Here is a 13,173-nt window from a genome sequence, read left to right on the forward strand (position 1 = left end):
GTCCTTATTGTCTTACTATTTTTTAGAGATAGTGGCTGCCATATTAAGCATAGCATCTGTTAAATCTTGTTTATCGTTATCGTGAATTGTTAATTTTGTAATGAGACCATCTTTTTCAAAAACAACCCCAATAACTTTCTCTGTGTCAAAGTCTACGACATAACCCTCGATATGTTGAACATTTTTAAATGCTGCTAATTCTTCAGTAGTTAAAGCTACTGTTTCGCCTACAGCATTCATATAATCTTGCATAGTTGTTTTCACTTCATCAAAGCTTGATTGTGATGCTTCAATTGTTTCAATACGCATAAACACTTCGTCATCATCATTAGATACTAACATATCTTTACCTGGTTCTTCCTGTGTCATTGTAAATCCTGGAAGCTGTTGTAGCTTGTAGGTTTGATTGACACTTTCAGACTGAGTGGCTGTTTCCGTTTTATTTTCGCCTTTTTGTACGTATTTCACATCTTGTTGTGGCTGTTTAGAAGTATCCTCTGTATTTGTATCATCTGATGCAGGAGTTTCCTCATCTTCTTGTGATTCGCCTGCAGTTTCATCTCCAGATGGTTTTTGATCAACACCAGTATTGGATGGCTCATTTTGTTGAGCATCTGAATCCCCTGTTTTATCAGAGGTATTACAACCTACAACTAATACGGCTGTTAGTACTAATGCAAGAATTGAAAATAATTTTTTTTGCATAAAAAACCCTCCTTTTCTAAATTAAACGTTTGTAAAGATAAAATGTTTCCAAAATTAAATGTTATGATGTTAAAGGCAACACTAAAAATAATAATAGTACAAAAACGACATGAGCTACAATAACAAGTGGCATACTTTTTTTCCACTCATAGATGAAGCCCCAAATAATACTTGCCAAAAGTACAGCTATAACACCAAGTATAAAACCACTTAGAGCAATTGATATCGCACACAGTATGGCAGTTACTATAACGGCCAACGATGGACGCATAAAGCGTTTTAACTGCTGTTGGATATAACCACGCCAAAATAGTTCTTCACCTATGGCAACGATGAATACGAGTAAAACATAGTGCCAAATATTTTGTGGTCCATAGTTTGTTAAAAACTTTTGAACGGATTGTACTAAATTATTATTAATATATGGAGCGAGCCAGTAACCAAAGCGAATGATACCATATGTGATGGTACCGTATCCAATACCAAAGAGTAAAAATTGCCATGTAGGTAATTTATCTTCAATGGAGCCAGCTAAGATGGCGATGGCAATACATACTAATAAAGTAAATGCATACATGTACCAAAATACTGCTTGGTTAGCAAAGGTAAAAGCAAGCATGCCATAAACGAATAATAAAGAAAGGAGAAATAGTAGTGTTTGTTTCGAATTTGTTAGCATATTCGACCTCCATACTTTAATTTTATCAAAAAAATAGCCCCTTATCATCTATAAAGACAAATAGGGACTATTCGGACTATTAAGCTTCATTAGTATATAAAATTTTATAACGTTTATGATTGACGACCGTTTTCTCTTCAATCTCAAGGGAATCAAAATTCTCCATATATGTTAAATTAACAATCACCGAATTTTCATTTACCTTTTCGACAATACCTTGTAGACCATTTTTAAACTCGATAATATTTCCAACTTCAGCTATTTTCACAGACAGTCAGCTCCTTCATCGACTAATAATATACAGTTTGCATGAAAATTTGGGAAACGTAAAGCTTTTTTTAAATAATTCATAATTTATTACACAAAAGATGAAAAGAGAGGTATAAAATAAATGGAAAAATACGAAAATATGCTTAAACAATTACAAAACGGGGAAATAGAAAGTATTGAAATTCAAAAGGAAGATTTTTATGAATTTCGCGAAATACTTGTAAAGCATCCTTTATTTAAACATTATAGGGGTGAGGCCAAACAAAATGGACGGATTATATATACTTATACTGAACTTCCGAGAAGTTAAAATTTGTCGAACATTGTCGTAAGTTAATGCTGTAAGAAATAAAATATAAATGTATAATAATGGTATGATTATTTGTGTGTGGAGGGTTGTATGAATGGTCAATCTACTCTTGAAACAAATGGAACAAACTCGTGAGATGATGATTCGCTCAGGTGTAGAAAACGGGTTACAAAATGCAAAAACCATTCAACTGAGTCGCAGATTAGATCAGTTAATGAACACTTATTATAGACAGATGGCATTTGAGGAAGAAAAAGACCAAGAAAACTAAAAAGATTGTTCCAGTATTCAGAGTAAAAACATTTTAACATATATGTTTAAAATGCATGTCAATGGGGAATAACTTACTATGAACACAGCAACATTCTCATTTCCCCCTTTAGAGCAGTGATCCCCCAATCACTTGCTCTCTTTTTTTTCGCTTATTCGGTATATATGTCATACATAAAAAGTTTAGTACAAGTTATGGGAAGAGTTTGAATTATATGTTTCCTTCACCTAAACTGAAAAGATACAGAGTTTGGATTCTCACAGAGAGTGCAGACATTCTAAAATAAAGGAGCATGTACATATGACGAAGAAACGTATAGCATTTATTGGCACTGGTGTGATGGGTGCTAGCATCATTAAACATTTAATAAAAAATGGGCATGAAGTATCTGTGTTTACGCGGACAAAGGAAAAAGCAGAACCTCTTGTAGCATTGGGAGCGTCTTGGGCAAGTTCGCCAGCAGCAGCATTTAAAAATCGTGACATTGCCTTCACAATGGTTGGATATCCTTCAGATGTTGAGGAAGTATATTTTGGGCAAAATGGTCTTTTCCAAACAGCAGAGCAAGGTAACATTGTCGTTGATATGACGACTTCAGAGCCTTCCTTGGCAAAGAAAATTTATGAGCATGCCCTATCAATGGGTGTAGAGGCTTTAGATGCTCCTGTTTCAGGTGGTGATATAGGAGCACAAAATGGTACATTGTCCATTATGATTGGCGGCGATCAAGCTACCTATGATAAGGTATTGCCAATTATGAAGCATTTTGGGGGAAATATTGTTTATCAAGGTGAAGCGGGTGCTGGGCAACATGCAAAGATGTGCAATCAAATTGTCATTGCTTCAGGTATGATTGGAGTGTGCGAATCACTAGCATATGGTTTAAAGGCAGGATTAGATTTACCGACGGTATTACAATCGATCGCATCAGGGGCAGCTGGCTCATGGTCTTTAAGCAATTTAGCTCCACGCATGATACAAGAGGATTTTGCCCCAGGCTTTTATGTTAAGCATTTTGTCAAAGATATGAAAATTGCTTTAGATGAATCCAAAAAAATGGGCATCTCTTTACCAGGGCTTTCATTAGCATATGACATGTATGAGAAATTGATTGAAGAGGGCTATGGTGATAATGGTACACAAGTTCTTCTAAAGTATTATAAATAGTGGCGTGAATAGGAAACCTGAAGTCCCTTTATTTCTTGGGAGACTTCAGGTTTTTTAGTACTACTCTTTACCAAAAAGTTGAGAATCTAAAGAGAAGTTAGATGCTCCTGCTAAAGCAAAATAAAGGGCTATAGCGCCTAAAGCTAAATCTAATTCATAACCAGCCAATCCATCAGCTCCGATAAAGCCAATGCTTAGTTTTGCTGTAAAGATAGCAACGATCATTGTAATCGTTAGTAAAGCGCCAAAGATTCTAGTGGCTAAACCTAAAATAATGGCAATTCCGCCTACTAATTCAATAATCGCAACGATATACGCCATAAATCCTGGTATACCTAGACTATCAAAGAAGTCAGCTGTGTAGCTGATTCCACCTTGAAACTTTTGAAAACCATGTACGGCAAAAATAATGCCAAGAACGACACGTAAAATAGTTGAACCAATCATTTGCATAATAAAATAACTCCTTTTCTTTAACTTACATTTCGTAACCTAGTTTATTTTTAAAAATAACTTTTGTCAAGTAACTTAATGTATTTTTAGAATTGGTTTTTTAGAAAAAGTGCTATACTGTTAAATAGGAACTAACAACAATGGAGGCTAGTAGATTGGATCAAAAAAATATTTGTCCACGATTTGAAAAAGCACTCATGATATTAAATCATCGATGGAATACTTTGCTAATTTATCAGTTGCTCGATGGTCCACAACGTTATTCAACCATTAAAAATCAGTTGAATATTAGCAGTCGTGTTTTAACAGAACGATTAAAGGAGTTAGAGACAGAGCAAATCGTGTTACGTACAGTAATTCCTTCTACACCAGTTGTCATTGAGTATGAGCTTACGGAAAAGGGCTATGCTATTGCGCCAGTGCTAAAAGCAATTGAACAATGGTCTTCTGACTGGGTGACACTAAATGAAAAATGATAAAAAGGTATTCAAGTGAGGGGCTTGAATACCTTTTTATCGTGTTGAAAAACAAACAATCAATAGAATTTGTGAAAGGTGAAAATGGATTTCCGTTGCAGGCTACTTGTTTTCCTGTGGGCGAGCGCCGAGCCGCTTCCTCTGCTACCGCTCCGTTTAGAGGCTCGCCTGTCTCGCTATCCTACGGGAGTCAAGTAGCCTTCCACTCCAATCCATAAAAATGTTTCTTGTTAGCAAAGGTTTTCCAATAAAGTGAAGGGTATTCACTACTCTTTATGGTGGGGTGTTGTCACTCATCACTTCTCCACATTGTAAATAAGAGCCTATCCTCTCTCTAATAATATAAATAAAGGGCTATTTTGTTCAGGAAAAGACACTGGAGCGAACGCAGTGAGCGCAGCGGCTCATCGGACGCCCCCTGGAAAGGACGCTGGCGGAACGGAAATCACCTCCCCTCACCTTGTCAAAAGATCTTTTTTTGGTTTACACGGAAAACGAAGGAAAATGAGTGTTCATTTATCGATCATTTGGCAGTTATTTTTCAATGAAATTGCTGTTATATTGTAAATAATATTAATTTTCTTTAAAAAAAGATATTTTTTATTACAGAGAGAGGTTAATTGATTATTATAGAAAATAGAGGGGAGGTTTTATATGAAGAAAGGTACAGCAATCGATGTACAGCATCGAAGTCAATTAGCCATTTATTTATCATTGCCAATACTTTCATGGGCATTTTATGATTTTGCGAATACAATTTTTTCTTCAAATATAAATACAATTTTTTTCCCGTTTTACATGGATGAAGTGCTGGGTACGAATGAAGTCATGCAACAAGTAGCAAGCACCTTTATATCCTACGCCAATGCGATTGCAAGCTTGTTGCTCGTTATCTTTTCACCGCTTTTTGGAGTTTGGATTGATAACACTGGCTACAAAAAGAGGTTTATCGTATGGTTTGCATCTATTTCCATTCTTTTTACATTTATGATGGGGATCTTTGCAAATGTACAATCGACAACCAACTACTCAGGTGTCCCTCTTAGTTTATTTTTAGTAGTTGCAAGCTTTGTCATTGCAAAATTTTTCTTTAATTCAAGTCTAGTATTCTACGACTCTATGATGGGTGATTTAGGAACAAAAGAAGAGATGCCATTAATCTCAGGGTATGGAGTTGCAATTGGTTATTTGGGCACACTTTTCGGATTACTTGTATATTTATATGTCGGTAACAGCGATTTTCACCGAGCGTTTATTCCAACAGCTATCTTGTATTTATTATTTTCATTGCCATTATTTTTAATTAATAAAGATACACCTATTCCAAAAGCGCAGCGCAAGTCCATAAAGTTTTTAGACGGCTATAAAGAAATCATTCAAACTTTTAAGGATGTGAAGCAATATAAGGCCATTTTTACGTTCATGATTGCTTATTTCTTTTTAAATGATGCCATTGCTACGACGATCGCCATGATGGCTGTTTATGCTACGGCAATTGTTGGATTTAGTTCTGGTCAGTTTATCGTTCTTTATTTGGTCTCTACGGTATCAACAATCATTGGTTCTCTTGCATTTGGCTATATAACGAAATCCATAGGAGCTAAACGTGCCATTACGATAGTTGCGCTCATTATGATTATCGCTTTAGTGTTCGCTGTTTTTGCCTCAGCACAATGGATGTTCTGGCTAGCAGGTAGTCTATTTGGGATATCTCTTGGATCCATGTGGGTGACATCTAGGACCTATATTATTGAATTATCACCATATGAGAAACGCGGGCAGTTTTTCGGCTTATTTGCCTTTTCAGGTAAAGTATCATCGATTATCGGTCCAGCCGTATATGGAACAGTGACATTATGGATGAAGGATTATGGCACCCTTGCTAGTCGTGTCGCGTTATCAACATTAATAGTGATGACAGTAATCGGCCTATTGGTACATCTAAAAGTTAATGATAAAAATGGAAATAGCAAGTAGGAGAAATGTATTGCCTATGATACAATTGAATTATAAATAGATGTAGAGAAAGGAGCGGGATTGCATTGGAACATAAAGGAATATTATTAGAAAGTGGCACAAATGAGCTAGAAATCGTTGAATTTGAAGTAGCAAACAATAAATTCGGCATCAATGTCATTAAAGTGAAAGAAATTATTCAACCGATACCAGTAACATTTATCCCACACGCGCACCCGCATGTAGAAGGAATTATTCAATTACGAGGTGAAGTATTACCGGTTGTAGATATGCTGCGAGTATTAGGAATTCAAGGTGCGGAGCGTAATCCTCAACAAAAATATATTGTGGCTGAATTCAATAAGCAACGTGTTGTTTTCCATGTAGATAATGTGACACAAATTCATCGTATTTCATGGAATCAAATTGAAAAGCCATCTGATATGTATCAAGGTGGGACATCACAAGTAATTGGCGTAATTAAACAAAATGAACAAATGATTCTATTGCTAGATTTCGAAAGAATTATGGTGGATATCAATCCTGAATCAGGAATTAGTGTGGAATCTGTTAAAAAGCTTGGTAAACGTGAACGTTCTGGAAAGCGTATTTTAATTGCAGAAGATTCACCATTATTACGCAAATTATTATTCGATACAATGAGCGAAGCTGGTTATGACAATGTAGAATTCTTTGAAAATGGTCGCGATGCTTATGAATACTTAGAAGGAATTGCGAATAGTGGTAGCGATATCGCAGAACATATTCAATTAGTGGTAACTGATATTGAGATGCCACAAATGGATGGTCATCATTTGACACGAAAAATCAAAGAGCACCCTGATCTTCAAAAGCTTCCTGTCATCATTTTCTCAAGTCTCATTACAGACGATCTTCGCCATAAAGGGGATCAAGTAGGAGCAGAAGATCAAATTAGTAAGCCAGAAATTGCAGAGCTCATTTTACGTGTTGACCAACTTATTCTGTAATGGTAATGACTTACAAGATACTTCACAATTTTAATAATGGGTATCCTAAAAGTAAAAATAAATGAAAGAAAAGTCGGATGCCTTAAAAGGGTGCCGACTTTTTTGTATAGGTCCACATTTTATGAACAAAATAGGCTTGGAGGATGTGATGATTTGAATGAACTAAAAACAGCCATTATTGATATCGGCTCCAATACCATTCGATTAGTATTATATCAGTATGATAATGAAGAGGGGCTTCGTGAGCTAGGAAATATTAAAACGGTAGCACGTTTGCGTACATATATATTGCCTTCAGGAGAAATGTCTGAAGAAGGTATTCAAGTGTTATCAGAAACTTTATTCACATTCAAAGCGATGCTAGAGGATTTTGAAATAACTGATGTCAAAGCAGCTGCAACTGCTGCTATCCGACAAGCCACTAATCGAGATCAAATTATTGAGGAAATGAAAAAACGAACTGGTATCCAAATTGAGCTTTTATCAGAAGAAGAAGAAGCCTATTTTGGCTATGTTGCAGTTGCCTATTCCATGGGTACAAAATCGGCCGTAACAATTGATATTGGTGGTGGAAGTACCGAAATTACGCTCTTTGAAAATAAAGAAATTCAGCAATCACATAGTTTTCCATTTGGGACAGTTTCTTTAAAGCAACGATTTGTAAAAGGCGACATTATGAATAGTAGTGAAAAAGTGGAACTCATTGCCTTTATTAAAGAGCAATTTCAAACACTCCCTTGGATACAAAATGTCGCATTACCTATTATCGCAATTGGTGGTAGTGCGCGGAATATTGTACAAATTCATCAGCAAAAGCATGACTATCCAATTGCAAGTGTGCATGGCTACGAAATGTCTAAGGCAGATTTGGATGATTTAAGCTCATTTTTAGGTCAACTAAGCTTTCAGGAATTGAAACAATTAGATGGGCTTTCATCGGATCGCGCAGATATTATTGTACCTGCATTAGAGGTATTTAGAGTGTTAATGGAGGCGGTTGGTAGTGGGACATTCCAACTGACAAAGAGAGGTTTACGTGAGGGACTCATTTTTCAACGGATTTTGCAAACAGATGCACAGGCCTTTGATAAATACAATGTATTTGAAGGGAATGCAAGAAGATTAGCACGTCAGTATGGTCGAACTGAAATGGAAGTTGATTATTTAATGAATTTAGCAGACCAATTGTATCGTGAATGCTGTCATTTAGGTTATTTGCAATATCATCCAGAAGATTTGCATTTATTGTCGAAAGCGGCCAAGGTTTTTAATATTGGAGAGTATATTGAATTAAGCTCTTCCAGCCAACATACTTTTTATTTAATCGCAAATCAATCCATTGATGGTTTAAATCATTTAGAACGAGTAAAACTAGCACTTCTTGCATCCTATAAAAATAAAGATTATTTTGAACGATTTGCCGCTCCGTTTGCAACATGGATGGATCGTGAGGAATATCGCAAATTACGAGATTTTGGAGCGTTATTAAAATTTGTCTATGCGTTAAATGTGTCAAAGCGCAATGTTGTTCATGCCATTGAGATGCGCACAGAAGAGGATCATGTACAACTGGATATTTATGTGAAAAAGAATGCAGCTGCTGAAAAGTATCAAGCCAATCGCCATAGAAAACATTTAGAACGAGCATTAAAAATCCCAATGAGGATCAATTTTATTGAAGAAGGGTGGAACAATGGATGACAACTGAAGTAACGAAAAACGAGCTACATGAGGAAGACTTTTCAGAAAAACATAGTCGGTTATTAGAGGAGATTGCCAAGCCTCAGTACTATAATAATCGGGAATTGAGCTGGCTTGCCTTTAATGAACGAGTATTAGAGGAAGCGGAGGATATCAATAATCCTCTGCTAGAGCGTTTGAAATTTTTAGCTATATTTAGCTCAAATTTAGATGAATTTTTTATGGTGCGTGTTGCAGGGCTACAAGATCAAGTTCGAGCTGGCTTTCATAAACCTGAAAATAAATCTGGATTAACACCAAAGGAGCAGTTGGCGAAAATTGCAGAGCGTACACAAGCATTAGTTCGTCGACAGACAGAAGTTTATCGTCATTTAATCTATGATTTGCTTCCACAGCATAATGTACATATTGCAGATATGAAAGATTTAAACAGAGCACAAAAAGCATTTATCAATGAGATGTTTGCGGAAACAATCTTCCCAGTTTTAACCCCTGTAGCAGTAGACGCGTATCGTCCTTTCCCAACATTATTTGGTAAGACATTGAATTTACTCGTACTGTTAGAGCAGGATGAGACAGAAGTTGAAAGTCGGGAAAAAGTAGCCATCGTACAAGTCCCTTCTGTCCTAGACCGTTATATAAAAGTACCATCCGAAGAAGGGAAAACAATTGTTGTTTTATTGGAGGACGTGATTGTAGCGCATATTGAAAAGCTATTTTATGGCTATAGTGTAAAATCAGCACAAGCTTTCCGTCTAACAAGAAATGCAGATTTAACGATCCATGAAGAGGGGGCTCGCGATCTGCTAGTTGAAATTGAAAAGGAACTAAAAAAACGAAAATGGGGCGTAGGGAGCCGTTTAGAAGTTCGAGTTGGAGAAATGAATGAGGAAGTACTTCAATATTTATTAGATGAATTTGAAATTGAAGAAACAGATGTGTTCCATATTGATGGGCCTTTGGATTTAACCTTTATGTTCTCTTTTGTTAAAGGTATTTCTGTTGGTCGCGAGCATCTAGAATATGAAAGCTTTATTCCACAGCCACCTTTAGATTTACAATCAGATGAAAATATTTTTGAAAAAGCTCTACAACAAGATATATTTTTCCATCATCCATATGAATCGTTTGCTCCAATTGTTGATTTTATTGCAGAGGCAGCGGTTAACCCAAATATATTAGCAATCAAGCAAACATTATATCGAGTAAGTGGCAATTCACCGATTATACAAGCATTAAAACTTGCAGCTGAAAATGGCAAACAAGTAACAGTGCTAGTTGAACTAAAGGCTCGTTTCGATGAAGAAAACAATGTACACTGGGCAAAACAATTAGAACAAGCAGGCTGTCTTGTGATTTATGGCATGAATAATTTAAAAACGCACTCTAAAATAACACTAGTTGTTAGTCGTCGTAACGGTAAAATTGAGCGTTTTGTCCATCTTGGGACAGGAAATTATAATGATGCTACTGCAAAAATTTATACGGATATGGGCATAATAACTACAGATAAAGAGTTTGGCATTGATGCGACAAACTTCTTTAACTACTTAAGCGGCTATACAGAAAAGCCTACCTTTAATCATTTAGTCGTGGCACCATTTGATATTCGAGATGAATTTATTCGTTTAATGGATGAAGAAATTGCTTGTCATAAAAAACATGGTAATGGTTTTATTAGGGCAAAAATGAACTCACTGACAGACAAAGACTTAATGATGAAGCTTTATGAAGCATCCATTGCAGGTGTAAAAGTGGAACTCATTATACGTGGTATTTGCTGTATTAGACCAGGTATTCCTGGTATAAGTGAAAACATTACAGTGACAAGTATTGTTGGCCGTTTCCTAGAACATTCTCGTATCTATTGGTTCCATCATAATGGAGAAAATAAAGTCTATTTATCGTCAGCAGATATGATGACACGCAATATGATTAAACGTGTAGAAATATTGTTCCCTGTATATGCAAGTGAAGCAAAAACTCGTATTATTGACATAATGAATGCACAATTAATGGATACTGCGAAAGCACGTATTCAAGACTCGAATGGTAAATACCATTACAAAGAGTTTGATCGTAGCGAAGATCCGTTAAATAGCCAGGAAGTTTTCTTAAAGGATGCATTAAAGCCTACGCTAGACGAAGAATAGAGCAAACACGCTACTTAGTGAGGGATAGAATGAAAAAATATAGAGAGAGTGTAGCGCCATTTGCAGATTATCAGCAGCTCATCCAATTGAATCCATTTGATGCAGTTGTCTGTTTGAAAAAAGTGGATACGGCCGTGTTTGAGGTTGTTGAATTTAATGATAAGCTATCTTTATTGCTTGAGTTACAAGATAGCTCAGCCAAGAACGCGGAGCATTTTTTTTCAGAGCCATGCTGGCTGCAATTGTCGGAACTGCTAAATCAAGATGTCAATCAACAACATGTCCTAACATTAGGTACTGATCTTCAAAAAAAAACATTTGTGATTCATGTACAGCACTTAGCTAATTCTATGGTTGCTATGATCCTTCGTGCAACACAAAGTGAAGTAGCGCCATATTTACAATTTGTGGAGCAACATGTGAGCCCAGTGTTAACGACAGATATACAAGGTCGTATTATCCATCAGAACGTTGCTGCTACCTCTGTCTTATCTAGAGAGCAGCACAGCCTAATAGGACTAGATATTTTTTCATTATTAGAAAATAGATATAGCAATGAATTTAAATTATTATTTGCCAAAACCATTGAAGGTTCAGCTTTTGGCATGCCTAGGTGTTTATTAAAGGGCCAATTGCTAAGTAAAGAGCCTTTTTATTTAAGAACGCATCCAACTTATTATAATGGTGAGGTAATAGGGGTACATTTATTTGTCAAAGAAGCCAATTCATTTATGAATGATCATGAGGCATTTTATTACCTAGCACTGATGGACGAATTAACAGGTATTTGGAACCGAAAGGCTTTTAAAGAACACTGGCTGCACCATTTAAATGACAAAAAGCAAGAACACAAGCAAGCTGCTCTAATTTTGGTTGATATTGATCGCTTTAAAAAATTTAATGAATCTCTTGGCGAGAGCAAGGGTGACGAGCTTATGCGTATGTTTAGTCATAGGCTTCGTGAGCTTTGTTACTCAAAATGCTCCCTTTATCGCTATAACAGTGATGAGTTTATCTTTGTGCTAAAAGATGCAACCATCCAAAAAATTGAGCATACCGCGAATGCAATCTTGGATGTTCTAAAACAGCCGTTTATGATAGATGGACAGGAATATTTTATTAGCGTGTCGATTGGCATTTCGCTTAGTCCAGCAGATGGAAGGGATTTAGAGACACTTGTACGGAAAGCTGATAAGGCTTTATTTTCTGCTAAAGAGCATGGCCGATCACATTACCGTTACTATCGTGAAGATATGACAGCTGTCTTTCCAAATGAAGCATTAATGGAGGCCCATTTACGTCGTGCCATTGAATTTAATGAGCTGAGTCTCCATCTACAGCCACAAATGGATTTAGCAAACAATAGCATCAATAGCTTTGAAGCATTACTGCGGTGGAATAATCGTAAATTTGGTTTTGTGTCACCTGCACAGTTTATTCCGATTGCTGAGGCTTCAGGCTTAATAATCGAAATAGGTGATTGGATTATTGATGAGGTTTGTCGTTACCAAAGAGAATGGCAATCGAAAGGCTATCGTCCTGTACGGATAGCCGTTAATATTTCACCTAAGCAGTTTAGAAAAGAAAATTTCGCTCGAAAAATTAAAGCGGCTTTGAAGAAATATAGTGTACCACCCGAATTATTAGAGGTGGAAATAACCGAAAGTTCTATGACAAACGTTCATGAAACTTACTCGATTTTGACCGAGTTGAAGCAATTAGGTGTGTATGTGTCAGTGGATGATTTTGGGACAGGCTATTCCTCATTGAGCTATCTCAAGCGCTATCCAATTGATATCATTAAAATCGATCAGTCATTTATTGCAGATATTGCAAAAGATGACAAAAACGAAGCCATTATTAAGGCAATTATTTCGATGTCTCATAATTTAGGATTAGAGGTCATTGCTGAAGGAATTGAAGAGGCTTCACAAGTTGATTTTCTTAAACGTCATCGCTGTCAAAAAGGACAGGGCTATTTATATAATAAACCATTACCAGTGGAAACAATTGTTCAACAATATTTTGTTAGCTAATCAACGA

At 36.2% G+C, this 13,173-nt stretch carries 13 protein-coding genes; 9 read left to right on the forward strand and 4 right to left on the reverse strand.

Going from position 1 to position 13,173, the window contains the following annotated elements; genetic code table 11:
• Positions 1-15: 15 nt before the first annotated feature.
• From MKY46_RS04110 to MKY46_RS04120, 3 genes are all read right to left on the reverse strand, one after another.
• Entirely contained in the window at positions 16-705 is a 690-nt protein-coding gene (locus tag MKY46_RS04110) for a hypothetical protein (RefSeq protein ID WP_340833798.1), read from the reverse strand.
• A 61-nt stretch (positions 706-766) separates the two neighbouring features.
• Positions 767-1,384 carry a CPBP family intramembrane glutamic endopeptidase gene (locus MKY46_RS04115; RefSeq protein WP_036125844.1) on the reverse strand — a complete coding sequence of 206 codons (618 nt, stop codon included), beginning with the start codon at positions 1,382-1,384 and terminating at the stop codon, positions 767-769.
• Between the two features lie 79 nt (positions 1,385-1,463).
• Positions 1,464-1,652: a YkvS family protein gene (locus MKY46_RS04120; protein ID WP_004224583.1), complete on the reverse strand. Its 189-nt coding sequence runs from the start codon at positions 1,650-1,652 to the stop codon at positions 1,464-1,466.
• A 123-nt stretch (positions 1,653-1,775) separates the two neighbouring features.
• On the opposite strand from MKY46_RS04120, the gene MKY46_RS04125 reads away from it, so the two are divergent.
• The 3 genes from MKY46_RS04125 (at position 1,776) to MKY46_RS04135 (ending at position 3,402) form a co-directional block, all read left to right on the forward strand.
• Positions 1,776-1,964: a hypothetical protein gene (locus tag MKY46_RS04125; protein ID WP_036125841.1), complete on the forward strand. Its 189-nt coding sequence runs from the start codon at positions 1,776-1,778 to the stop codon at positions 1,962-1,964.
• 94 nt (positions 1,965-2,058) lie between these two features.
• On the forward strand, positions 2,059-2,235 hold the full coding sequence (locus MKY46_RS04130; protein ID WP_080717115.1) for an aspartyl-phosphate phosphatase Spo0E family protein: 177 nt from the start codon (positions 2,059-2,061) through the stop codon (positions 2,233-2,235).
• A gap of 300 nt (positions 2,236-2,535) precedes the next feature.
• The gene (locus MKY46_RS04135; protein ID WP_036125838.1) at positions 2,536-3,402 is read left to right on the forward strand and encodes an NAD(P)-dependent oxidoreductase; all 867 of its coding nucleotides are present in this window, start codon (positions 2,536-2,538) and stop codon (positions 3,400-3,402) included.
• A gap of 60 nt (positions 3,403-3,462) precedes the next feature.
• Here the strand turns inward: MKY46_RS04135 and MKY46_RS04140 are convergent, their stop codons facing one another.
• A complete protein-coding gene (locus MKY46_RS04140; protein WP_036125836.1) occupies positions 3,463-3,855 on the reverse strand; it encodes a DoxX family protein in 393 nt (130 codons plus the stop codon).
• Positions 3,856-4,010: 155 nt separating this feature from the next.
• Here MKY46_RS04140 and MKY46_RS04145 point away from each other — a divergent pair, with 155 nt between their 5' ends.
• The 6 genes from MKY46_RS04145 to MKY46_RS04170 all read left to right on the forward strand — a co-directional run bounded on the left by MKY46_RS04145 (position 4,011) and on the right by MKY46_RS04170 (position 13,166).
• Entirely contained in the window at positions 4,011-4,331 is a 321-nt protein-coding gene (locus MKY46_RS04145) for a winged helix-turn-helix transcriptional regulator (protein ID WP_036125834.1), read from the forward strand.
• Between the two features lie 654 nt (positions 4,332-4,985).
• Positions 4,986-6,308 (forward strand): MFS transporter, encoded by a 1,323-nt coding sequence (locus MKY46_RS04150; RefSeq protein ID WP_036125745.1) that lies wholly within the window; start codon positions 4,986-4,988, stop codon positions 6,306-6,308.
• Positions 6,309-6,373: 65 nt separating this feature from the next.
• Positions 6,374-7,276, forward strand: a complete 903-nt coding sequence (locus MKY46_RS04155) for a chemotaxis protein (protein WP_036125743.1) — start codon at positions 6,374-6,376, stop codon at positions 7,274-7,276.
• A 153-nt stretch (positions 7,277-7,429) separates the two neighbouring features.
• Positions 7,430-8,977, forward strand: a complete 1,548-nt coding sequence (locus MKY46_RS04160; RefSeq protein WP_036125740.1) for a Ppx/GppA family phosphatase — start codon at positions 7,430-7,432, stop codon at positions 8,975-8,977.
• Positions 8,974-11,130 (forward strand): RNA degradosome polyphosphate kinase, encoded by a 2,157-nt coding sequence (locus MKY46_RS04165; RefSeq protein ID WP_036125738.1) that lies wholly within the window; start codon positions 8,974-8,976, stop codon positions 11,128-11,130. The genes MKY46_RS04160 and MKY46_RS04165 overlap by 4 nt, the downstream gene beginning before the upstream one ends.
• A gap of 29 nt (positions 11,131-11,159) precedes the next feature.
• Entirely contained in the window at positions 11,160-13,166 is a 2,007-nt protein-coding gene (locus tag MKY46_RS04170; protein WP_036125735.1) for a putative bifunctional diguanylate cyclase/phosphodiesterase, read from the forward strand.
• Positions 13,167-13,173 lie beyond the last annotated feature (7 nt).

It is taken from the genome of Lysinibacillus sp. FSL M8-0355 (assembly GCF_038008985.1).
In the GTDB taxonomy this organism is placed as follows: Bacteria; Bacillota; Bacilli; order Bacillales_A; family Planococcaceae; genus Lysinibacillus; species Lysinibacillus fusiformis_D.

Bases quoted from the DNA above. Each gene is read 5' to 3' on its own strand.
- MKY46_RS04135 (WP_036125838.1), top strand. From the start codon at position 2,536: ATGACGAAGAAACGTATAGCATTTATTGGCACTGGTGTGATGGGTGCT.
- MKY46_RS04170 (WP_036125735.1), top strand. From the start codon at position 11,160: ATGAAAAAATATAGAGAGAGTGTAGCGCCATTTGCAGATTATCAGCAG.
- MKY46_RS04115 (WP_036125844.1), bottom strand. From the start codon at position 1,384: ATGCTAACAAATTCGAAACAAACACTACTATTTCTCCTTTCTTTATTA.
- MKY46_RS04130 (WP_080717115.1), top strand. From the start codon at position 2,059: ATGGTCAATCTACTCTTGAAACAAATGGAACAAACTCGTGAGATGATG.
- MKY46_RS04110 (WP_340833798.1), bottom strand. From the start codon at position 705: ATGCAAAAAAAATTATTTTCAATTCTTGCATTAGTACTAACAGCCGTA.
- MKY46_RS04165 (WP_036125738.1), top strand. From the start codon at position 8,974: ATGACAACTGAAGTAACGAAAAACGAGCTACATGAGGAAGACTTTTCA.
- MKY46_RS04125 (WP_036125841.1), top strand. From the start codon at position 1,776: ATGGAAAAATACGAAAATATGCTTAAACAATTACAAAACGGGGAAATA.
- MKY46_RS04140 (WP_036125836.1), bottom strand. From the start codon at position 3,855: ATGCAAATGATTGGTTCAACTATTTTACGTGTCGTTCTTGGCATTATT.
- MKY46_RS04150 (WP_036125745.1), top strand. From the start codon at position 4,986: ATGAAGAAAGGTACAGCAATCGATGTACAGCATCGAAGTCAATTAGCC.